General features: G+C 28.6%; 19 protein-coding genes, 1 tRNA gene and 1 riboswitch. Of the genes, 17 read left to right on the plus strand and 3 right to left on the minus strand.

Going from position 1 to position 23,358, the window contains the following annotated elements; translation table 11 throughout:
- On the minus strand, positions 1-402 hold a 402-nt coding region (locus KQI77_RS12050), incomplete at its 3' end, for a transposase family protein (protein ID WP_216390688.1).
- Between the two features lie 211 nt (positions 403-613).
- Here KQI77_RS12050 and KQI77_RS12055 point away from each other — a divergent pair.
- The 9 genes from KQI77_RS12055 (at position 614) to mreB (ending at position 10,746) form a co-directional block, all read left to right on the plus strand.
- Positions 614-2,425, plus strand: a complete 1,812-nt coding sequence (locus KQI77_RS12055) for a lipopolysaccharide assembly protein LapB (RefSeq protein ID WP_216390689.1) — start codon at positions 614-616, stop codon at positions 2,423-2,425.
- Between the two features lie 70 nt (positions 2,426-2,495).
- Positions 2,496-3,602, plus strand: coding sequence for a hypothetical protein (locus KQI77_RS12060; protein ID WP_216390690.1), 1,107 nt, complete (start codon positions 2,496-2,498; stop codon positions 3,600-3,602).
- 15 nt (positions 3,603-3,617) lie between these two features.
- Positions 3,618-4,466, plus strand: coding sequence for an undecaprenyl-diphosphate phosphatase (locus KQI77_RS12065; RefSeq protein WP_216390691.1), 849 nt, complete (start codon positions 3,618-3,620; stop codon positions 4,464-4,466).
- A gap of 184 nt (positions 4,467-4,650) precedes the next feature.
- Entirely contained in the window at positions 4,651-5,748 is a 1,098-nt protein-coding gene (locus tag KQI77_RS12070; protein ID WP_216390692.1) for a 6-phosphofructokinase, read from the plus strand.
- 91 nt (positions 5,749-5,839) lie between these two features.
- Positions 5,840-6,619: a serine hydrolase gene (locus KQI77_RS12075; protein ID WP_216390693.1), complete on the plus strand. Its 780-nt coding sequence runs from the start codon at positions 5,840-5,842 to the stop codon at positions 6,617-6,619.
- A gap of 159 nt (positions 6,620-6,778) precedes the next feature.
- Positions 6,779-7,762 (plus strand): stage II sporulation protein D, encoded by a 984-nt coding sequence (spoIID, locus tag KQI77_RS12080; protein ID WP_216390694.1) that lies wholly within the window; start codon positions 6,779-6,781, stop codon positions 7,760-7,762.
- Between the two features lie 302 nt (positions 7,763-8,064).
- Complete coding sequence (locus KQI77_RS12085; protein ID WP_216390695.1) at positions 8,065-8,790, plus strand: M23 family metallopeptidase; 726 nt, start codon at positions 8,065-8,067, stop codon at positions 8,788-8,790.
- Positions 8,791-9,383: 593 nt separating this feature from the next.
- Entirely contained in the window at positions 9,384-9,635 is a 252-nt protein-coding gene (gene spoIIID, locus KQI77_RS12090) for a sporulation transcriptional regulator SpoIIID (protein WP_216390717.1), read from the plus strand.
- Positions 9,636-9,711: 76 nt separating this feature from the next.
- Positions 9,712-10,746, plus strand: coding sequence for a rod shape-determining protein MreB (mreB, locus tag KQI77_RS12095; RefSeq protein ID WP_216390696.1), 1,035 nt, complete (start codon positions 9,712-9,714; stop codon positions 10,744-10,746).
- A 108-nt stretch (positions 10,747-10,854) separates the two neighbouring features.
- Here mreB and yyaC read toward each other — a convergent pair whose 3' ends face one another.
- Entirely contained in the window at positions 10,855-11,391 is a 537-nt protein-coding gene (gene yyaC / locus KQI77_RS12100; protein ID WP_216390697.1) for a spore protease YyaC, read from the minus strand.
- A 325-nt stretch (positions 11,392-11,716) separates the two neighbouring features.
- On the opposite strand from yyaC, the gene KQI77_RS12105 reads away from it, so the two are divergent.
- From KQI77_RS12105 to KQI77_RS12125, 5 genes are all read left to right on the plus strand, one after another.
- Positions 11,717-11,801 (plus strand) — tRNA-Tyr (locus KQI77_RS12105).
- A 138-nt stretch (positions 11,802-11,939) separates the two neighbouring features.
- Positions 11,940-12,041: riboswitch (SAM riboswitch) on the plus strand.
- Positions 12,042-12,123: 82 nt separating this feature from the next.
- Entirely contained in the window at positions 12,124-13,299 is a 1,176-nt protein-coding gene (gene metK, locus KQI77_RS12110) for a methionine adenosyltransferase (RefSeq protein ID WP_216390698.1), read from the plus strand.
- A 96-nt stretch (positions 13,300-13,395) separates the two neighbouring features.
- Positions 13,396-15,615, plus strand: coding sequence for an ATP-dependent RecD-like DNA helicase (locus tag KQI77_RS12115; RefSeq protein ID WP_216390699.1), 2,220 nt, complete (start codon positions 13,396-13,398; stop codon positions 15,613-15,615).
- 31 nt (positions 15,616-15,646) lie between these two features.
- Complete coding sequence (locus KQI77_RS12120) at positions 15,647-16,654, plus strand: hypothetical protein (protein ID WP_216390700.1); 1,008 nt, start codon at positions 15,647-15,649, stop codon at positions 16,652-16,654.
- Complete coding sequence (locus tag KQI77_RS12125) at positions 16,630-17,268, plus strand: ComF family protein (RefSeq protein WP_216390701.1); 639 nt, start codon at positions 16,630-16,632, stop codon at positions 17,266-17,268. Before KQI77_RS12120 ends, KQI77_RS12125 begins: the two co-directional genes overlap by 25 nt.
- Before the next feature lie 135 nt (positions 17,269-17,403).
- Here the strand turns inward: KQI77_RS12125 and KQI77_RS12130 are convergent, their stop codons facing one another.
- Complete coding sequence (locus KQI77_RS12130) at positions 17,404-18,015, minus strand: formate/nitrite transporter family protein (RefSeq protein ID WP_216390702.1); 612 nt, start codon at positions 18,013-18,015, stop codon at positions 17,404-17,406.
- 654 nt (positions 18,016-18,669) lie between these two features.
- Here KQI77_RS12130 and raiA point away from each other — a divergent pair.
- The 3 genes from raiA to prfB all read left to right on the plus strand — a co-directional run bounded on the left by raiA (position 18,670) and on the right by prfB (position 23,352).
- Positions 18,670-19,212 (plus strand): ribosome-associated translation inhibitor RaiA, encoded by a 543-nt coding sequence (gene raiA / locus KQI77_RS12135; protein WP_216390703.1) that lies wholly within the window; start codon positions 18,670-18,672, stop codon positions 19,210-19,212.
- A 371-nt stretch (positions 19,213-19,583) separates the two neighbouring features.
- A complete protein-coding gene (secA, locus tag KQI77_RS12140; RefSeq protein WP_216390704.1) occupies positions 19,584-22,106 on the plus strand; it encodes a preprotein translocase subunit SecA in 2,523 nt (840 codons plus the stop codon).
- 144 nt (positions 22,107-22,250) lie between these two features.
- Positions 22,251-23,352, plus strand: a protein-coding gene (gene prfB / locus KQI77_RS12145; protein ID WP_216390705.1) for a peptide chain release factor 2 whose coding sequence is annotated in 2 segments (ribosomal slippage) — positions 22,251-22,328 and positions 22,330-23,352 — 1,101 coding nt in all. Because the reading frame shifts where the segments join, the coding sequence is not laid out codon by codon here.
- The last annotated feature ends 6 nt before the right edge of the window (positions 23,353-23,358 follow it).

Raw genomic sequence — 23,358 nt, forward strand, 5'->3', positions numbered from 1 at the left:
AAGAGATCTTTTCTTTAAAAGCTCTCTTATCATATAATCACGTATTGATTCAATTTGCTTTATATCTAATTTTTCTAAGAAATTATTAATTGTATCATAATGAGGAATCTCCTCTAAAGAACCTATTTCTAAGCTTTTAGCAATATTATTTATAGATTCTTCAGTGTTGAAATCCCTTGTCATTTTATTCATGCTAAATATTCCCGAAACATTTTTCATAATTACTGTAAACAGTAATATATCCGGTTTATATGTAATATAACTCGTATGTCTAACATCTTTAACTAATCTCAACTTCTTGTTAAAATCTCGAAAAAAGTGTTTTCTAATTTTAGTGAATTCCGCGAAAAAATTTATTTTTGATGCTTTTTCTCTCTTTTGTTTTCTTGTAATTTTTATCATAATAAAATCTCCATAAACATAGTAAAAATAAGGTTTTTCCTAATATAATTATACCACAATTTATTACATTTATGGAGATTATTAACTCGAAAATTATTTACTCTTTATTGCTGTATAGATTTATAGGGCAAAAAATGATAAAATATATAATGTTGTAAGAGGATAAAATAAAGGGGGAAAGTCAAAAAATAAAAAATTAGGAGTTAAAACAATGAATGAAAAAGAAAATAAGTTTAAGAACAAAAGACATAGCGAATTAAGCAGTGTGATTACGATGATTTTAGTATTGATATTTGCTTTCGCTGTAGTTTATGTAATACATATAGTGATGAAAACAGATACAAAAGAAACAAATATTTCAATGGAGGATATATCTGAGAATAAAGCTGAAGAGTATTTATATGAAAATAATTATAGTTTAGCTATTGAAGAATATAAGAAATTACAAGCAGAACAAGAATGGCCTAGCTATAATCTTAAGATAGCTGAGATATATTCTATAACAGGAGATTATAATGAATCTAATAGAGTATTAGAAGATAGCGTTATAAAAAGATATAATCTTTTTGATGAAAATGGTAAGGAAAAGTATGAAGATAAAGACAAAGAATTTTGTACCGAAGTTATATTTAATTTCCTTATGAATGGAGAGTATGAAACAGCATTAGAATATGGAGAAGTATTCTTACAAGAATCAAATAGTAAAGAATTACAACAAACAATGTTCATTGTGTATATGGCCAATAATAATGTGGAAAAAGCAAAATCAATTGTGGATAAATATAATTTAAATGTATCATCAGCAGAAGATTTAGTTGCATATGCTAGACTTGAACTTTTAGTAGGAAATGTTGATGGTGGATTAGAGAATCTGAAGAAAGCTTGGTATATAGATAATGAAGCAGAAGAGGTTTATGATATTATAGAGGAAATGGCAACACGTGATAAAGCAACTATATTAAATAAAATAAAGAAGTTATCTGAAGATAAACCAGAAGAAACATGTTATAAGGTATGGCTTGCAAAAATCTACTCAATGAATAAAGACAGTGTTGATGAAGCAATAAAGATTGTTGATACATTAGATAAAGATGTTACTAACAGTATGACCTTCAAAAAAGTTCTTGTGAGTATATATAAAAATAAAGGGCAAGATGATAAAGCTGAAAAATTATTAGATGATATGATGGCTGATTCTGATAATTCTTATATAGGTTATAATGCTGCATCATGGTACTATCTAGAAAAAGGAAATTATACAGATGCGTTAGAATATTGTAAAAACAGTATAATTTTAAATAAAAATTATATTAATAACTATGCTTATTTAATGCCAGAAATTATTAAAGAAAGTAATGAAACAATTGATCCAATTGTTTATTTTAGAAAGGCATTATGTAAGGAATTATACAATTATGACATCCTTTTACAGATGGGTGATTATTATTATGATCTTGAGCAAGATAAAAATTTATATCCTTCAACTGCAAGTGATGAAAAGACAAAAGATAATTCAGATGAAGAACTTTCTGATAATCTACAGAAATCTTACAAGTATTATGAATTAGCTTCAAAAATAAAATCTAATGATACAAATACTTATTACGATATGGCTATGGTAAATGTTATGGGAAATAAATTAGATGAAGCTACTAAATTGCTTCAAAAGTGTATAGAATTAAATAATAAGTCAATAAAATATCATAGAACTTTAGGAACAGTTTATTTGCTTGAAGGAAAAGATGATAAAGCAATAGAAGAAATAAGAAAAGCTTATAAAATAGATGATAAAGATATATTAACATTGAATAATGCTGGATGTTATTATATGAGTCGCAAAAATGCTATTCAAAGAGGGTTTATAAATATTGAAGCAGCATATAAAGGGTTAAAAGATGATACAGATGAAAAGATAAAAGAAATAATAACAGAAAACTATAATAAAGCAAAACAAACATATGATAGATATAAAAATTCTAATGATCAAAGTGTAAATATTCCAGATTTTATTTTGTTTTATTAAAAGTTAATATGTAGAGAAGAGAATAATAATACATTTTATTGTTATTTATTTAGATTAAGGAGAGATAAAAGTGAGAGGTACAAAGAGCATAGGAAAATTAATAGGGTTAATAATTATTGTCATAGTGGCTGGATTTTTATTTTATAAGAATTTTCAGCCACAACAAGGAATACGAGTAACTAAGTGGGATAATCTATATAATGAGAACAATATAAAGTTATATTATGAAGATGCTAATACTGTTTCTCAAAATAATAATTTGCAAGCTTTAAGAAAGACTTATAAAGTAGATGAAATATTATCAAAGGGAGAAACAGAGATAGATAAAGTACTAAAGACAGTAGATATATTAAATAGTATAGTAGAATATGATGATGTTGCAGATAGCAACTTATTAGATGGATATGAAATTTTAAAAGAAAAAGATAATAAGAAAAAAGCTACAGGAAGAGAAATGGCTGTTATAGAACGTGATCTATTGTATACAGCTGGATTTCAAGCTAGAGTTGGAGAATTTAGAAAAAGTGAACCTCAATTTCAAGATACCCCAGGATATTATGTGGTAGAATACTACAGCATAGAAAGTAATAAATGGGTTATGATAGATTTTAGGCACAGAGCATATTTTTCAAAAGGTGACATTAAGCAAAGTGCTATAGAAGTACTTAAAAGTGATACTGAAAAACTTAAATTTACAGGAAAAGATAAATATAGTGAATATAAAAAAGAATTTAAGAAATATCTATCATCATATACTATATCTATAGATAATACAATAAGTGCTGAGAATAGTAATAGTAATATTACGTACATAACATCAGAAAAAGACATTGATATTATGGAAGGAGACAAGTATCTTGCACCTACCATATTTACTAAAAACAAAGATATATTTAGTGATGAACCAAGTTATGAACCATCTGGAAAAGATAAGAGTACTAAACTAATTTTATTAAAAAAACAAGAAGCAAAAGATTCTAAAAATTTATATGTAATAGGAGCTTTTAGAGATTCTACAGTAATAAATAATTATTATATAAAAATTAATAATGCTGATTGGAAATTAATAGATGGTGTATACTATGAATATAAATTGATAGATGGGGAAAATAAAATTGAATTATCATTAGATGGAAAAAATACAATTAGTACAATAATTATAAATAAAGAAATTTAAGGAGTGTTAAATTAAGTGGAATTAATATTTATTATTAAAGCTATTATTATAGCCATAGTTGAAGGTCTTACAGAATTTATTCCAGTATCATCTACAGGGCATATGATATTAGTGGGAAATGCAATTAACTTTAAAGGGGATTTCGCCGATATGTTTGAAGTTGTAATACAACTAGGTGCAATTTTGGCAGTAGTAGTATTATATTGGACAAAGATTAAAGACAGCGTGATAGAATTTTTTAAGTATATTTTTACAGGCGGAAAAGAAGGAAAAGTAGGGTTTAAGTTTGGGATAAATGTAATAGTAGGTTCGATTCCAATGATGATAATTGGATTAACTTGTTATAGCAAAATAAAAAGTTTGTTTAAGCCAAGTTCAGTTATAATTGGATTCATAGTTGGAGGTTTATTATTAATTATTGTTGAAGAATTAGCAAAGATGCGTAAAAAATCTGTAGATGATATAGATTCTATATCTCCAATTCAATCATTTGTTGTAGGATGTTTTCAGGTATTAGCAGTATGGCCTGGTATGTCAAGAAGTGCTTCTACTATAATGGGTGGTTGGACTGCTGGGTTAAATACATCAATTGCAACAGAATTTTCATTCTTTTTAGCTATACCAGCTATGATAGGAGCTTCAGGTAAAGATTTAATGGAGTTTGATTTCTCAATTATGAATACTACATATTGGGTAGCATTAATTATAGGATTTATAGTAGCATTTGTAGTATCAATAATAGTAATGCAAAAATTTATTGCATATTTAAAGAAGAAACCTATGAGAGTTTTTGCTGTATACAGAGTTGCAGCTGGAATTTTGCTTGCAATATTAGTATTTACTAAGGTATTAACTTTGAGCTAAATAAAAAATATAATATTTGAGAAAGAGATTTTTATATAATCTCTTTCTTTTTTATTATTAATTGTATAAAAATTACTTTAAAGTAAATAAATTCTATGTTATTATTTAAATATACTATTAGTGTAAACAATATCAATTTGACTATTAAGTAAATATTTTTTTGATATAGGAGGCTATATAAAATATGGGAGAGCAGGTTAAAAAAATAGCACTATTAACAGGTGGAGGAGATTGTCCTGGGTTAAATGCAGTTATAAGAGCAGTTACAAGAACAGCTATAATAAACTATGGATATGAAGTAATAGGATACAAATTTGGATATAGAGGGTTATATAATAATGATTTTATTCCTTTAAATTTAGACACTGTATCAGGTATATTACACAAAGGTGGAACTATATTATATAGCTCTAATAAAGATAATTTGTTTGATTATCAAGTTGAGGAAAATGGTGTATTGATAAAAAAAGATGTATCAGATGTAGCAATACAAAATTTACAAAAAGAAGGGGTATATGCCCTTGTAGTAATAGGAGGGGATGGAACCTTAACTTCTGCAAGAGACTTTGCTAGAAAAGGAGTAAATGTAATAGGAGTTCCTAAAACTATAGATAATGATTTAGCATCAACAGATGTTACTTTTGGGTTTAATACTGCAATAGATGTAGTAACAGAAGCGTTAGATAGATTACACACAACAGCAGAATCACATCATAGGGTTATGATATGCGAAGTTATGGGCAGAAATGCAGGATGGATTGCTTTAGAATCTGGAATAGCTGGTTCAGCAGATGTAATATTACTTCCTGAGATTCCATATGATATTGAAAAGATAATAGAAAAAGTAGAAGAAAGAAAGAGGCAAGGTAGATTATTTACTATTATAGTTGTGTCAGAAGGTGCTAGACCTAAAGACGGAGAGGTTGTAGTAGCAAGAATAGTAGAAGATAGTCCTGATCCTATAAGATTAGGTGGAATAGGAAATAAATTAGCACAAGATTTAGAAGCTAGATTAGAGAATGAAGTAAGATGTACTGTATTAGGACATATTCAAAGAGGTGGCACTACTTGCACATATGATAGGATATTATCTACAAGATATGGAGTAGCAGCTGCTGAGATGATAAATGAAGGTAAGTTTGGTGAAATGGTTTGTTTAAAAGGAGATAAAATATCTTCAGATAGTTTAGAAAATGTTATAGGGCAAAAGACAAAGTTAGTAGATGTAGATGGAGAGCTAGTTCAAGTGGCAAGAAAGATAGGAATATCATTAGGCAATTAAAATATAATAAGTAAAATATATTTATATTGTAAAATATAATGATATAATTTAGTTATCATAAATAAATCAGTTAAGAGTAGGTGAAGATAATATGAAATCTATAAAGAGATATTTAGACAGTAGAATAGGAAAATATGGTTTATATTTTGAAGATTTAACAAGTGGATATGTATATGGAAGTAATGAACATGAACCTATGACAGCAGCAGGATGTATGAAGCTATATATAGCAATCTCTTTAATAAAAGAAGTAGAAGAAGGAAAAGTAGATTTTATGGCAAAAATACCTATCAATAGTAAAGATAAGGTATATGGTACAGGAATAATTCATGAATTTAATGAAAGGGAATATACATTATTTGAATTATTAGTAGCTATGCTTATTCAAAGTGATAACACAGCAGCAAATAAGATAATAGATATTATAACTATAGAAAATATCAATAATCATATAAAGGAAATGGGGTTAAAAGATACAATTTTAAATAGAAAAACATCAGATGAGAGAATTCCTAGAACAGATATAGAAAATATAACTACAGCTTATGATTTATCTAAAGCATGGAAGATTCTTCATGAGGCATCATACTTAAATAAAGAAGATAGTACAATGTTAATTGACATATTAACAAGACAGCAAATAAAAAATAAATTGGCATTATATATACCAGATGATTTGAAATATGAAATTTCAAGTAAAACAGGCGATAAAAGTGGTGTAGAAAATGATACAGAATTAATTAGTTTACCTAAGGGAAAGTTTATTTTTACTGTTTTATCTATGGATATTCCTAATAGTGTATATGGTACAGTAACTTTGGCTAAATGTGGTAAGATGATGTGGGATGAAATAATGAATAATTGGCATTAAATATTTATAAATAAAAAAATTAAGTTAGCTAAATATTGTAAACTTGCTAAAGTTTAAGTGGTACAATAATTTTAATGCTAACTTATTTTTTTTACTCTATATGAAAATATATAAAATTTAATCATATAATTAAAAGAACCAAATTTAGGAGATAATTATATGAAAAAAGAAATTACAAAGGCAGTAATGATAACATTAGTTATAAATATTTTTATGGTAGTATTATCATATAATTTATTAGGAAGACAGTCTAAGAAAGAGGTTCCTGAAGAAAGGCTTGAAGCAAAAAATGTTTTGAATATTGCTGGAGATAACATAGCTAGGATATATATATCAGAAACCGGAAAAATATTAGAAATTAATGTGGAAGAATATGTTGCTTGTGTAGTAGCAAGTGAAATGCCAGCAAATTTTAACCCTGAAGCGTTGAAGGCACAGGCTATTGCAGCTAGAACATATTATTATGCAAAAAAAGAAAGTAAGTGTAATAATGGAGAAGGAGCTGACATATGCAATGGAACGCACTGTCAAGCTTTTGCAGTAAAGGATAAAATATTAGAAAAATGGCCTGATAGTAAGAAAGATGAGTATTGGAATAAAATAAATAATGCAGTATTAGATACTAAAGGAAAGGTTATAGTATATAATGGAGAGCTAATAAAATACCCTCAATATTTTGCTACAAGTTGGGGAAAAACAGAATCATTAGAAGGAGTTCCGTATTTGGTATCAACGGAGAGTAAGGGGGAAGAGATAGCACCAAAGTACAAGTCAGAAGTAAAATACAGTGTTGATGATTTTATAAACAAACTGAAATCTAAATATAACATAGAAGATATAAATAGTGATAATATAGCATCTAAGATTAATATACAATCCTATACAGAAGGAGGAGCTGTAGAGAATATAAAAATTGGTGATAAAGTTATATCAGGAATTGAGTTTAGAAGCTTATTTAATACTAATAGTACTAATTTTCAAATCTCAATACAAGGTAATGAAGTTACAATATCTTGTATAGGATATGGTCATGGAATTGGAATGAGTCAATGGGGTGCAGAAGTTATGGCAAGAGAAGGAAGGAATTATGAAGAGATATTAAAACATTATTATAAAGATATAGATATATGTGAAGTGAGTTAAAAAATATTGGAACAAAATCGTCAAGGTTATTATAGAGCCTTGACGATTTTTTTACTCTTTAAGAAAGTATATTTTGTTTGTAGTTATGGATAAGTATTTTAGATATAGTATTTAAGTAGTGTTAGAGTATATTACCTAAAAGAGTAAAAAAATAGTGATATGCAAGAATTCTGAAAACAGTTTTTTGACCTTATTATAATGACTTAAAAAGAAATATTTGTAGATTAATGTAGAAAGAAAAAATTAATAGTGATGTATGTTTTTTAGTAATGGAGGAAATAATAAAAAAAGGAGGTGCAAATATGGATAAAAACTTTAAGTTTAAAGCAAAAAACTTTTTCAGAAGGGAGGGGTTCTATATAGCGTTATTTCTTTGCTTATCTGTAGTTATAACTGTTACAGCAATTTCATATAAGATATCAAAAGATAGAAAACTAGAACAAGCTAAAGAAGATACTGTAAGTAATGATTTTTCAATAGAAGATAATAGTAGTGTTAACGAGATGCAAAATGCAGCTAGAGTTGAGAATGACTCAGAAGAATTAGAAACTACATCAGAAGAAGGAACAGCAGAAGTTAATGCTGTTACTGAAGTAAGCTTTAATAATCCTGTAGAAGGAACTATTAGTAGAGAGTATTCTGAAACACCTATCAAATATCATGAAACAGATAATAGTGTGATATATAAGACAATGAATGGTATAGATATTAAAGCTAATATTGGAACTGAAGTAAGAGCAGCTGCTGATGGAATTGTAGAAAAAATAGAGAAAAACAAGGGAGAAATTACCGTGGAAGATGGTGTTAATGTTGTTATATTACATCAGAATGGTATGAGAACAAAATATTCTAATTTAGATTATGATGTTTTAGTTAATGAAGGAGATGCAGTTAATAGTGAAACAGTAATTGGCAAGGTTGGTGCTACTGCATCCTTATTTAAAGAAGGATATGATGAACATTTAAATTTACAATTATTTGATGAAAATGGAGAACAAATTAATCCATCTGAGTATTTTAAATATTAAAATGTAATACTATTAATCAGTCATAAATATTAATTGTATGGCTGATTAATTGAGTTATTTATTAGAATTATATAGCATAGTTATAGACTATATAAAATATGGAGGTAACTAACAATTATTTATTATGTAAAATATTAATAATTTTAGTGATGTAATAATGTTGACAGCCTCCCATATTCATAAAGAGTATGGAGCGATGTAAATGTATACATCCAAAAATCCATTGAATTGCTGGAAACTCGTAAAGGCACATTGACTAAAACGTAAGTATGAAAGATGGCTAGACGTGAAAGTTACGAAAGTAGAAAAAACTAATGTGTATGGCATAAGGTTAAATCCTAAGTGTTTGTAAAAATCGACAATCAGCAGGTAAGCTCTTAATAGGAGAAACTTCAACGACTATTCTGTAATGGAAGTACACTCAAGTGAGTGGAAGTGGTGGATACCTAACCTATTAGTTAGGTAATGATATAGTCTACACTTATATGAAAGTATAAGAAGTTCATAAGAGAACTGGTATGGAGTAACGCACCATACTGAATGGCACATAAAACTTATATTTGTTATAAGTTTTTAGCATGACGGCGAAAAAGTTGAAAGACTACATTGAGGAACGTGTTATAGAAGTAGCACAATACATTATAGATTCAAAAGCCACTATTAGAAAAACTGCAAAGGTATTTGGAGTGAGTAAAAGTACTATACACAAAGATATGACAGAAAGATTACCTAAGATAAGTCCTGCAATAGCAGAAAAAACTCATAGTATTTTAGAATTAAATAAAGCTGAGAGACATATAAGAGGCGGTAAAGCCACAAAATTAAAATACAAAGCTATTGAATGAAAATTACATTCAATATATAATATAATGAAGGAAAACTTATGAAAATTATATTATATATACATGGGAGTGAATTACATTGTGGTTTTGGAGAACAGGCGCTGAACTAGGAATAGATCTAGGAACAGCCACCGTATTAGTTTACGAAAAAGGCAAAGGAGTTGTTTTAAAAGAGCCTTCAGTTGTTGCTATTAATAAGAATAATAACAAAATATTAGCAGTTGGTGAAGAAGCTAGAAAGATGATAGGAAGAACACCTGGAAATATAGTGGCAATAAGACCATTAAAAGATGGTGTTATATCAGATTATAATACAACAGAGATGATGCTTAAAGAATTTATAAAAAAAGTTGCAGGAAAGAGAAATTTGGTAGCACCTAAGGTTATGGTGTGTATTCCATGTCAGGCAACAAAAGTTGAAAAAAGAGCAGTAATGGATGCTACTATAAGCTCTGGTGCTAAAAAAGTTCATTTGATAGAAGAACCTTTAGCTGCAGCAATAGGTGTTGGGTTAGATATAACTAAACCAGACGGTATAATGATAGTAGACATTGGTGGTGGAACAAGTGATATAGCAGTTATTTCACTAGGTGGAATAGTTGTTAGAGATTCTATAAAGGTTGCAGGCGACAAGTTTGATGAAGCCATAATTAGATATGTTAGAAATGAATATAAAGTAATGATTGGAGAAAAGACAGCAGAAGAATTAAAGATAGAGATTGGATCTGTGTTTAAAGATTCAAGAAAACTTACTTCAATTATGAAAGGTAGAGATTTAGTGACAGGACTTCCAGTTGAAATTGAAATTACAACTGAGGAAATAAGAATGGCGCTAGTAGATATAGTTAATGGAATAGTTCAAAGTGTAAAGAATGTACTTGAAAAAACACCACCTGAACTTGCTGCAGATATAATTGAAAAAGGTATAGTTATGACTGGTGGTGGTTCATTATTACATGGACTAGACAAGCTAATAGAATGCGAAACAGGAATAAAGGTTATTGTAGCTGAAGATTCAGTTGAATGCGTTGCAAAAGGAACAGGAAAAGTATTATCATATTTTGATAAATTAGATTTTGATGACGAAACTGGAGAAGTTGAATTAATTGATTAATAATTAAACATAAAAAAAGATGATTCTATTTTTAGATATCATCTTTTTTTATATCTATAAAAATATATATTTGAGTGTTTGCAAGTTAGATTTTATTCTAAATCTTTATTAAATATAGTTAATATTTTTGTTAGTAGAATAAGCAAGCATAATTGCATTTGCAATTACATTTGCCATGTCTAATATTAGAGCTAATCTTATAGAGTGAGATGAGAAATAGTCTGAATTATTAGTTGAATCAACTATACCTATTATAGATGCGACACCGACTTTAGGTAAATTTTTACCGACACCTTTCCCAGGATGAATAGCATAATCTCGAGTATGTATTTCTCCAATAGAATTTACATCTCCTAAACATGCATCTATTCCTATTATGCAAGATTTAGGATGTAACTTATTTATTTCATCAAGTCTGTTATTTATATTTAAGGCATGAATTGGATGATTAATGGTTCCATATATAGGCAGTGGGAAAAATTTAGATTCAAGAAGAGTCCCTACTAGAGGACCTAAACAATCACCTATACACTTGTCTGTGCCTATACAAATTATAACAGTATCATCTTTTATATAATTTAATAAGGAATTTGCTATTTCATAATATGCAAATGGAGAATTATAATTAACTTTTCTTCTAATCAAGGTATCACCTCCTAAATTAATATATGAAATTAATAAATAAAATATTATTTATCAGGTTAATAGCTAAAGGATTACATATACTAATAATCTAATATTTAGGGTAATTATTTTGAGATTTTGGAATAAGTTGTATTAATATTATTTATATCAAGTTTAATAGTAACATTGAGAAAAAGAGAGAAATGACAAGAAAATCAGCTTTATTTTTGCTAAATAAGGAATTATAGAGTTGAAATATTTAGTCAATATATATATACTAACTATTGTTGATTGAGTGACGTGTTCACTTGATTGGTTACAAAGTTTAAATGGTCAAGTTAATTAAGGATGAGTTCCCGAGTGGCCAAAGGGGGCAGACTGTAAATCTGTTGCATCTTGCTTCGATGGTTCGAATCCATCCTCATCCACCAATAAAAGACTTCTTGTATAGAGGTCTTTTTTGCTATTTGGGAAATTATATATATATTTATTGATAATAATAGTTTAAAATAATATTGATTTATAGTTGTAACTATGATAGTATTTAACATGAAAACAAAATAAGAAAACTCTTATCAAGAGAGGTGGAGGGATAGGGCCCGATGAAACCCGGCAACCTGTATATTCAAGGTGCCAATTCCTGTAGAAAAATGTTTTCTACGAGATGAGAGGAGATAGGAAAAGAGGTCTCTTCATTATATATGAAGAGTTTTTTTTATATTGTTTGAGATAAAAATCGAGAGGAGAGATTATATGAAGAAATTATTTACTTCAGAATCTGTTACTGAAGGACATCCAGACAAAATATGTGATCAGATTTCAGATTCTATTCTAGATGCAATTATAGCACAAGATCCAGATGCTAGAGTTGCTTGTGAAACATGTGTTACAACAGGTATGGTAATGGTAATGGGAGAAATATCTACAGACTGTTATGTTGATATTCCTAAAGTAGTAAGAAAAACAATAAAAGATATTGGATATGATAGAGCAAAGTATGGCTTTGATGGAGATACTTGTGCTGTATTAACTTCTATAGACGAACAATCTTCTGATATAGCAATGGGTGTTGATGAAGCATTAGAATCTAAAAAGGGAGAAAAAGATGATGTTGAAGCAGTAGGAGCTGGAGATCAAGGTATGATGTTTGGATTTGCTACTAATGAAACACCAGAATATATGCCATTTCCTATAGCTATGGCTCATAGATTATCTAGAAGATTAACAGAAGTAAGAAAGAACGGTACTTTAGATTATTTAAGACCAGATGGAAAGACTCAAGTTACAGTTGAATATGATGATAACAAGCCAACTAGAGTAGATGCTATAGTTGTATCAACTCAACATAGTGAAGATGTATCATTAGAACAAATAGAAAAAGACATAAAAGAATATGTTATAAATGCTGTAATACCTCAAGAATTCTTAGATGAGGATACAAAATATTATATTAATCCAACAGGAAGATTTGTTGTTGGTGGACCTCAAGGAGACTCAGGCTTAACAGGAAGAAAGATAATAGTTGATACATATGGTGGATATGGTAGACACGGTGGTGGTGCTTTCTCAGGAAAGGATCCAACAAAGGTTGATAGATCAGCTGCATATGCAGCAAGATGGGTAGCTAAGAACTTAGTTGCTGCAGGAGTTGCAGAAAAGCTAGAAATACAATTAGCATATGCTATAGGAGTTGCTAAGCCAGTGTCTATTCAAGTTGAAACATTTAAAACTGGTAAAATAGATGAAGAAAAGATAGTTGACATAGTAGAAAAAGTGTTTGACTTAAGACCAGGAGCTATTATAAGAGACTTAGATTTAAGAAGACCTATATATAGACAAACAGCTGCCTATGGACACTTTGGAAGAACTGATGTGAAACTTCCATGGGAAGAATTAAATAAAGTAGACGATATTAAGAAATTATTATAATTTGTTTTTGGGGTGTTAACTGTTTAGTTGACACCCTTTAATTTTATATTTAATATAAATATATGAAATTAAAGTATATGGAGTTGGATAAAAGGTATGGAAGTGCTTGAGGGATTTGTAGAGAATATAGTATTTAAGAGCGATGAAACTGGATATGTTGTAGCAAGAATAAATTCAAATAATAATATTATAACAGTTGTTGGGAATATTCCGTATATATCTGAAGGACAACATTTGAAGATTACAGGTAATTGGATAGAACATAAGCAGTTTGGTAGACAATTCTCTATGAGTTCTTGTGAAGAGATACTTCCTACTACAGTTGATGCTATAGAGAGATACTTATCTTCTGGAATAATTAGAGGAGTCGGACCTGTAACTGCTAAGAAAATAATAAATCATTTTGGAGATAAAACATTAGAGATTTTTGATAACAATATTGAATTATTAAGAGAAGTAGATGGAATAGGCGAAAAGAAGTTCAATATAATATATGAGTCGTATATAGAACAACATGATTTAAAGAATGTAATAATTTACTTTCAAAGTTTTGGAATATCACAAGGACAATGTTTGAAAATATATAAGAGATTTGGACCTAATGCAAAGGAAATTATTAAGGAAGATCCATATATACTTTGTAAAGAAATAAAAGGAATAGGTTTTACTACAGCAGATAAGATAGCTTCTCTTATTGGAATAGAAAAGGATAATAAATCAAGAATAAGTAGTGGTATTAATTATATTTTGGGGCGATTTTGTGGATATGGCAATACATACATGCCCAAAGAAAAATTAATACAAGAATCAAAGGAACTATTAGTAGTTTCTGAAGAATTAATACAAGAGTGTATTATTGAAGATGGAGTATCTCAAAAAATAATAGTTGAAAAAATAGGAGAAGTAGAGTCGGTATTTCTTCCTTTATATTATTATAGTGAATTAGGTATAACAGAGAGAATAGCAAAACTTTCTTTAGAAAATAATAATATAATAAAAGTAGACATAGATTTTGAAATAAAACTATTTGAAGAGATCAACAATATAACATTTGCAGATTCTCAAAAAGAAGCTATAGTTAATGCATTCTTAGATGGAATAGAAATCATCACAGGTGGTCCTGGTACAGGTAAAACAACAATTATAAAAGCAATTATAGATATATATGAAAAAGAAAATATGAAAGTAATATTAGCAGCTCCTACTGGAAGAGCTGCTAAAAGAATGACTGAATCAACAGGCAAAGAAGCTAAAACTATTCATAGATTATTAGAAATAAATGTTAATGATGATAATGAAGAGTTTGCATCTAATGACGAACCATTAGATGCAGATGTTATTATTATAGATGAAGCTTCTATGATAGATATATTTTTAATGCACAATTTATTAAAAGCAATTAAACCAGGTACAAAGCTAATTCTAGTAGGAGACATAGACCAATTACCATCAGTAGGGCCTGGAAATGTTCTTACAGATTTGATAAATAGTAACCTTATAAAGGTTATCAGATTAAAAGAGATATTTAGACAAGGAGCAGAGAGTTTAATAACAGTTAATGCTCATAGAATTAATAATGGAGAAATGCCATTATTGAATCAAAAAGGCAAGGATTTCTATTTTATACGAGAAGAGAATTTGGATATTATATTAAATACAGTATTAGATTTAGCAAATAGAAGGCTACCTAATTTTAATAAAAAGTGGAGTAAGGTAAGAGATATTCAAGTATTAAGTCCAATGAAAAAGGGAATATTAGGAGTAATTAATTTGAACGAAAAATTACAACAGATATTAAATCCACCAGCTAATAATAAAAAAGAAAGAAAAGCGAAAGGCATAATTTTTAGAGAAGGTGATAAAGTTATGCAAACTAAGAATAATTATTCTATAAAGTGGCTTGGAGTGGAAAACAATGAAGAAGTATCTGGAGAAGGCGTTTTCAATGGAGATATGGGATATATATATTCAATAGATAAGGAAGATGGAACAATAACTGTTATTTTTGATGACAAGAAGGTAGTATATAATCAAGAAAATATTGATGATTTAGATTTAGCTTATGCTATAACTATACATAAGAGTCAAGGAAGTGAATTCAAGGTGGTTATTATTCCTGCCTTTATGGGGGCACCTATGCTACTTAACAGGAATCTCTTATATACTGGAATAACAAGAGCAAAGGAACTGGTAACAGTGGTGGGATCTCCTAGAGCCATGAAGTATATGATAGATAATAATAATTCATTAGAAAGATATTCATCATTAGAATATAGAATTAAAAATTTAATAAATGTAATTGGGGATAATAATTAGAATTTTAGTGAGAAAAATAGTAGGTGAAAAGATGGAATATATATTAGAATCTGAAATTAATAATTGGGAAATGGAAGTATATATATGGTATAGAGATAGTAGTGTTAATATGTTATCTATAAGAACTATACCATTTAATACATCGATAATATTTAGAAAAACTATACTTGATGTTATAGATAAAAAGGGCAAGATATTATATTTATGGGCTAAAAACTGTGAGAATAAGAGTTTGGTAGGAGCTTTAAAAGAAAGAAATAAAGCTATAACTAGCTATTATATGGAAGATAATGAAGGAGTATGTGATATTAATTTTTGCAATTATAACAATATAGATAAAATAAGTGGATCATATGATTTGGTTATATATGATGATGTAGCAGTTTTTTCTGAAGCAGATACAAAGTATCTTAAATCAATAAGCAAAAGTATTTTAAGATTAGCTAAGAAAGTTATATTTTATGATACAGATCATACAATAAAGAAATGTCAGCATATGGACTTTTTACCTTCTGATAATCCAGCACCATTTGTTGAACCTAGAGTTTTAAAGACGAGAATTAATTTGAATTTAGATATTCCGTATATATTATATGAATATTTAAAATGGTTTGCAGAAAATAAAAGAAAGATAATAGTATATGTACCAGATGAAGAAAAAATAATATCTGTTTACGAATACTATACTAAAAAGCTAAAAATGAAAAGAATAAAAATAATTCCATTATTAGCTTCAGAAGAAAAAATAATAAAACAAAGTGTATTACAATCTACAAATGAGTCAACAATAATAATAACAAATTGTATAGAGGTGAGTTTGGAGAATTCTCATATTGGTAATGCAATAGTTTTATTTGCTGATGATAAAAGATTTACATATAAGAAATTATTATTTTTATGTGCAGAGATGAGAAGGATAAACAAAGAATTACCAGAAGTATTGTTAGTTGCAAAAAGTGAAACTGATAACATTGAAGCTGTAAGAGACATTACTAGAGAATATAATAGATTGAAATGGGAAGAAAATGTTTTAAAGTAATAAAAGAGAGTGTAAATGCTATATTAGATATTATATATCCTGTTCAGGCAAAATGTATTTCTTGTGGAAAAGATGATATAGAAGGAATATGCGATGAATGTAGAGAAAACATAGCTTATCTTGATGAAGAAATATTAGGAATAGGATATTATAATAAAACATTAAAGAAGTTAATTATTGAATTTAAAGGACATAAGAACTTTGCTGCAGGAAATATTTTGGTAGAGCTTATTGCAATGAAATTAGAAGATTACGATAGAGAATATTTATTAACTTATATACCTTGTAATAAACATACTATTAGAACTAGAGGATTTAATCAATGTGAGTATATAGCAAGAAAACTAGGAAGTATGCTAGGTTTCTCAGTTATTGATAGTTTATATAAGAATAATTCAATAAAGATTCAAAAACATTTATCTAAACAAGAAAGAATAGATAATTTAAGAGGTGCTTTTATAGTAAAGAATAGCAAAGATATCATAGGAAAAAAGATAATTGTAATAGATGATGTTATGACAACTGGAGCTACATTAAATGAAGCAAGAAGAGTTTTATTAGAAGCTAAAGCTAAAGAAGTTATAGTTCTGGCACTTGCAAGAGCAAAGCTATAAAAAATACCTCTAGATGTAATGTGGTGATATGTTTAACTTTATTAGAAAAATAAATAAAAGAATCTGTTATAATGGCTAAAAAAAATCGACGCCTTAAAAAAGTCGTCTTGTTGATTTTTTTATATTTTTAAATGTTTATTTTCTTTCTTTATCGGCAAATACAATACATCTACCACCAATAATATTACCAATTGTTACAAATAATAAACTTAGAAGCAACTTGCCAATCTTAACATGCACACCACTACATATACCTATAGTGTAATATGTAAAGTTGGCAACAATATGTTCTGTAGACATTAATACAAAGCATAGAATTAAGAAACCACTTATTAAATAATTTCTTTCTTTTTTGAATGCTGCAACGGATGCACATACTAATATATTACATGCTATACCACTTATAATCATTTGAAGTGGATTTAATGATAGTTTTTGTGAAACAAGATTAGCAACATCAGGTTTAATAATTTGATATAAACATACTGAAGTTACAATTCCACCTACAAGGTTTCCTACCCAAGTTATAGCTAAGCTAGATGCGTAATCCTTTAGAGCCATACTAGAATTGCTATAGACCTTTCCAGTAAATAAGTTTGTGTTAAATAGCATAATTAATAAAAGCCCTAGATAAAAAGTAATAGCAGCTAAAAAGGCATTATTTGTTTTACTTAAGGTTATTAAATAACAAAAACAACCTAAAGATATAGATGCACCTCCTAAAATGCTATTTGTGAAATTTTTCATAAATTAATCATTTCCTTCCCCGCTAAGATATTTTAATTAAATCATATATGAAAAAAAAAATCAATTTTATAAATATCATTATATTTTAATATATAGATATATAATCTTGACAGTTAATAATACTTATATATAATAATAATGTAGAGTTAGGTCTGTGGTTGAAAGTCGATGCTAGTCGCAGGCAAAACGATCCACGTAACTTAAACAAAGTTTTAATGAGCATGGTGCGGTATAGAAGTAAGTCCTGCCAGTTATTTAGCTGAGAGGGTTAGTAGTGAGAGGGTAATTCCGGGTAGCAAAAGCTCCAGCAGGCGAGTGTGGGGGCAAAAACCAGGTCAGCTGACTCTATAAAAAAGAATGCATATCACATGATTTGTGATATGCATTCTTTTTTTAACGTATAGGAAAGTATATTTATAATATTAACAATAGTTTATTTTAATTTGCGTAATTGATAAAATTGTATAAAAAATGAGAAAAATGAAGAAAAAATAAGCATAGAAAATAAAAAAAAGACTATATAAATAAACATTGTGAAAATATTCTGTAAATTAAAAAAATAATGGTTGAGTTTTTTATTACAAAAGAGTAAAATTATATCAACAACAAGGAACAAAACAAATATAAATTCAACATATGAGAGGGGCTGGGCTTATGAAAGTTAAAGTTGTGGCAAAAAATATAGAGGTTACACCTGCCTTAAAAGAGATGGTAGAAAAAAAGATTTCTAAATTGGATAAATATTTCGATCCTAATATAGAAGCTAAGGCTACTCTAAGTGTTCAGAAAAATAGCCAAATTGTAGAAGTAACTATTCCATTTAATGGAGTTGTTTTAAGAGTCGAAGAGAGTACAGATGATATGTACAAGTCTATTGATTTAGCAGAAGAAAAATTACAAAGACAAATAAGAAAACAAAAAACAAAGTTGTCTAGAAAGAATTCAGGTGGTTCTTTAAGATTCCCAGATTTCATTCCAACAGAAGTTGCTGAATCTGATGAAGACGAACCAGCATATAAAGTAGTTAGAACTAAAACATTTGATGTAAAACCAATGTCTCAAGAAGAAGCAATACTTCAAATGGAATTAGTTGGTCATAATTTCTTTGTTTATCAAGATGCTAAGAGTAATAATGTAAATGTAATATATAAGAGAAAAGATGGAAATTATGGCTTAATAGAACCAGAATTAAGATAAGATAATAAGAACTCCTCAGAAGAATTGCTGGGGAGTTTTTTTCTTTAGAAAATTATATTTTGTTTGTAGTTTAGGATAAGTATTTTAGATATAATGATTAAGTGATGTTAGAGTTATATTATTTAAAGAGTAAAAAAGAAAAATAGTGCCATTATAGGTTCGAAAAACAAGTTTTGAAACCTGTAATAATGGATAAACAAAATCGATGGCTTCATAATCACCTTGACGATTTTGTTCTATTTTTTAATATTTTATGTTAAAATCTTGTTATTTAATGTGTATATTTGTTGATAACAATTGTAATACAATGGTATAATTTAATAACGGACACGTGATAATTATTTTTATGAAAGCAATGAAAGGAAGGAATTATGGGACTATTTAAAAACATATTCAAGTCATATAGTGAAAGGGAAGTAAATAGAATTATCCCTACAGTAGATAAGGTAATGGCATTATCAGATAAGATGCATGCATTATCAGATGAGGAACTTAGAGCTAAAACAGATGAATTTAAAAAGAGATTAAAAGATGGAGAAACATTAGATGATATTTTAGTAGAAGCATATGCAGTTGTGTGTGAAGCATCTATTAGAACATTAGGATTAAATCCACATAAGGAACAAATTATAGGTGGTGTAGTTCTTCACCAAGGAAGAATTGCAGAAATGAAAACAGGAGAAGGTAAAACTTTAGTTGCTACATTCCCTAGTTATTTAAATGCATTAACTGGTGAAGGTGTTCATGTAATTACCGTTAACGATTTCTTGGCTAGAACTCAAATGGAAGACATGGGAAGATTATATAACTTCTTAGGATTAACAACAGGTGTAATTATACATGGCTTAACTAATGATCAGAGAAGAGAAGCATATGGAGCAGATATAACATATGGAACAAATAATGAATTTGGATTTGATTATCTAAGAGATAATATGGTTATCTATAAAGAAGAAAGAGTTCAGAGACAACTTAATTTCTGTGTAGTAGATGAAGTTGACTCAATTCTTATTGATGAAGCTAGAACTCCCCTTATTATATCTGGAGCTGGAGATAAATCTACAGATTTTTATAAAGTAGCAGATTATTTTGTTAAAGGTTTAAAAGCAGAAGATGATTACTTTATAGATGAAGAAGCAAATGCAGTTATGTTAACAGATGCAGGTATAGAGAAAGCAGAAAAACATTTTAATGTTGAAAACTATGCAGATGCTGAAAATATGTCATTACAACATTATATAACTCAAGCATTAAAAGCTAATTATTCAATGAGAATTGATAAAGATTATATGGTTAAGGATGGCCAAGTAATAATAGTTGATGAATTTACTGGAAGACTTATGGAAGGTAGAAGATACTCAGATGGGTTACACCAAGCAATTGAAGCAAAAGAAGGTGTAAAAATAGCAAGAGAATCAAAGACATTAGCTACAATAACATTCCAAAATTACTTCAGAATGTACAATAAGTTATCAGGTATGACTGGTACAGCATTAACAGAAGAAAATGAATTTAGAGAAATATATGGATTAGATGTTATAGTAATTCCTACTCACAAACCAGTAATAAGAGAAGATAAACCAGATTTAATATATAAAAATGAAAAAGGTAAGTTAGATGCAATAGTTAAAGAAATAAAAGAAACTCATGAAAAAGGTCAACCAGTGCTTGTTGGTACAGTAAGTGTTGAAAAATCAGAAGAGTTATCTAAGTTACTTAAGAAAAATGGAATACCTCATCAAGTATTAAATGCAAAATATCATGAAAAAGAAGCTGAAATTATAAGCCATGCTGGTGAATTAGGAATGGTTACAATTGCTACAAATATGGCTGGTAGAGGTACAGATATTAAGTTAGGTGAAGGTGTTGTAGAAGTAGGCGGATTAAAGATTATAGGTACTGCTAGACACGAATCAAGAAGAATTGATAACCAATTAAGAGGTCGTGCTGGTAGACAAGGAGATCCAGGTTCATCTAGATTTTATATATCACTTGATGATGATCTTATGAGAATATTTGGCTCAGAGAGAATTCAAGCAGTTGTAGATAGATTAGGATTAGAAGATGATGATGCAATTGAAAACAAGTTTATAACAAAACAAATAGAAAATGCACAAAAGAAAGTTGAAGGAAATAACTTTAGTATAAGAAAAACATTATTAGGATATGATGATGTTATGAATATGCAAAGAGAAGTTATTTACAAACAAAGAACTGAAGTACTTGAAGGTGAAGATCTAAAAGATCAAATAATATCTATGGTTAAGGAAGTTATATCTAATGCTGTAGATGGACATTTACTAAATGCAGAAGAAAATTTTGAAGCTGAATTGAAGAAATTAATAACATATTTAGATGGAATTTGTGTACCTGCAAGTAGAGTTGACATTGAAGAATTGAAGAATATGTCTAATGATGAAATAAAAGAAAAATTAACATCGATAGCCTTAAAATTATATGATGAAAAAGAACAAGAATTTACATCAGAAAAAATGAGAGAATTAGAAAGAGTAATTCTTCTAAAGACAGTTGATAGTAAATGGATGGATCATATAGATAATATGGATCATTTAAAACAAGGTATTGGACTTAGAGCATTTAAACAACAAGAACCAGTTCAAGCATATCAAATGGAAGGTAGTGATATGTTTGCAGAGATGATTGAAAGTATAAAGATTGATACTGTAAAATATCTATTCCACGTTCAAATAGAAAAGGCTCCAGCGAGAGAAAGAGTAGCTAAAGAAACTGCAGCAGTTCACGCTTCAGCTGGTGGTTCTGAAGAACCAGCAAAGAGAGAACCTATTAGAAAAGAAAGAGAAATAGGTAGAAATGAATTATGCCCATGTGGTAGTGGTAAAAAATATAAAAATTGTTGTGGAAGAGAAGTGTAATTTAGTTTAATATATAATTAAGAGGGGATGGCAATAGAATTCTTCTTTTGCACATCCTTTTTTTACTCTTTAGGAAATTATATTTTGTTTGTTGTAAATAATTTGCTTAATCAATAATTATTAATATTAACTGAGGTGATGACTTTGAATATAGAACTAGAAAAAGAAATGTCTAAGTTACCTACTATAAAGGAAAATTTAAAGGAAATGGGGGCTTCTCTTTGACAAGGAAGCGCTTGAAAGAGAACTTAGAGAATTAGAATTTAAAATGCAAGAAAACGGATTTTGGGATGATGTTAAGAAGGCAGAAGAAGTAACTAAGCAGAGTAAGAGAATAAAAGATAAATTAGAAAAATATGAATTTCTAGTTTCTGCAGTAGATGACGTTGAAGTGTTACATGAACTTATGGAAGAAGATGATAATGAAGTAGCTGAGGAAATAATATCGGAGATAAAAGATATCGAAAAGAAAATCTACGAATATAAAATAGAAATATTATTATCAGGAGAGTATGATCAAAATGATGCAATAATGACACTTCATGTGGGTGTTGGTGGAACAGATGCTAATGATTGGACTGAAATGCTTCTAAGAATGTACACTAGATGGTGTGAGAAGAAGGGGTATAAGACAGAAATCATTGATCTTCTAGAAGGTGAAGAAGCGGGAATAAAGAGTGTAACAATGAAAATTAATGGCAATAATGCATATGGATATTTAAAAGCAGAAAAAGGAATTCATAGATTAGTAAGAATATCTCCTTATAATGCTAATGGAAAGCGTCAAACATCTTTTGCTTCTGTAGAAGTTTTACCCCAACTTACTAAAGATCAAGATATAGATATAAGACCAGAAGATTTGAGAATAGATACTTATAGAGCAAGTGGAGCTGGAGGTCAGCATATTAATAAAACAGAATCAGCAGTTAGAATAACTCATATTCCTACAGGAATAGTTGTTCAATGTCAAAATGAGAGAAGTCAGTTCTCTAATAAAGATACAGCAATGGAGATGTTAAAATCTAAATTAATAGAATTAAAGGAAAGAGCTCATAAGGAAAAAATAGAGGATCTAACAGGTGAATTAAAAGATATGGGATGGGGAAGTCAGATAAGGTCTTATGTATTCCATCCATATAGTTTAGTAAAAGATCATAGAACAAATGTAGAAACTTCTAATGTAAATGCAGTAATGGATGGCGATATTGATTTATTTATAAATAGTTATTTATCTATGAATAATTAAGCGAGG

This window comes from Clostridium sp. MSJ-8 (genome assembly GCF_018918325.1).
Taxonomy (GTDB): domain Bacteria; phylum Bacillota; class Clostridia; order Clostridiales; family Clostridiaceae; genus Clostridium.

Coding starts and splice junctions, on each gene's coding strand:
- KQI77_RS12055 (WP_216390689.1), top strand. CDS start 614: ATGAATGAAAAAGAAAATAAGTTTAAGAACAAAAGACATAGCGAATTA.
- KQI77_RS12070 (WP_216390692.1), top strand. CDS start 4,651: ATGGGAGAGCAGGTTAAAAAAATAGCACTATTAACAGGTGGAGGAGAT.
- KQI77_RS12075 (WP_216390693.1), top strand. CDS start 5,840: ATGAAATCTATAAAGAGATATTTAGACAGTAGAATAGGAAAATATGGT.
- spoIID (WP_216390694.1), top strand. CDS start 6,779: ATGAAAAAAGAAATTACAAAGGCAGTAATGATAACATTAGTTATAAAT.
- KQI77_RS12085 (WP_216390695.1), top strand. CDS start 8,065: ATGGATAAAAACTTTAAGTTTAAAGCAAAAAACTTTTTCAGAAGGGAG.
- metK (WP_216390698.1), top strand. CDS start 12,124: ATGAAGAAATTATTTACTTCAGAATCTGTTACTGAAGGACATCCAGAC.
- KQI77_RS12115 (WP_216390699.1), top strand. CDS start 13,396: ATGGAAGTGCTTGAGGGATTTGTAGAGAATATAGTATTTAAGAGCGAT.
- KQI77_RS12120 (WP_216390700.1), top strand. CDS start 15,647: ATGGAATATATATTAGAATCTGAAATTAATAATTGGGAAATGGAAGTA.
- KQI77_RS12125 (WP_216390701.1), top strand. CDS start 16,630: ATGGGAAGAAAATGTTTTAAAGTAATAAAAGAGAGTGTAAATGCTATA.
- KQI77_RS12130 (WP_216390702.1), bottom strand. CDS start 18,015: ATGAAAAATTTCACAAATAGCATTTTAGGAGGTGCATCTATATCTTTA.
- raiA (WP_216390703.1), top strand. CDS start 18,670: ATGAAAGTTAAAGTTGTGGCAAAAAATATAGAGGTTACACCTGCCTTA.
- secA (WP_216390704.1), top strand. CDS start 19,584: ATGGGACTATTTAAAAACATATTCAAGTCATATAGTGAAAGGGAAGTA.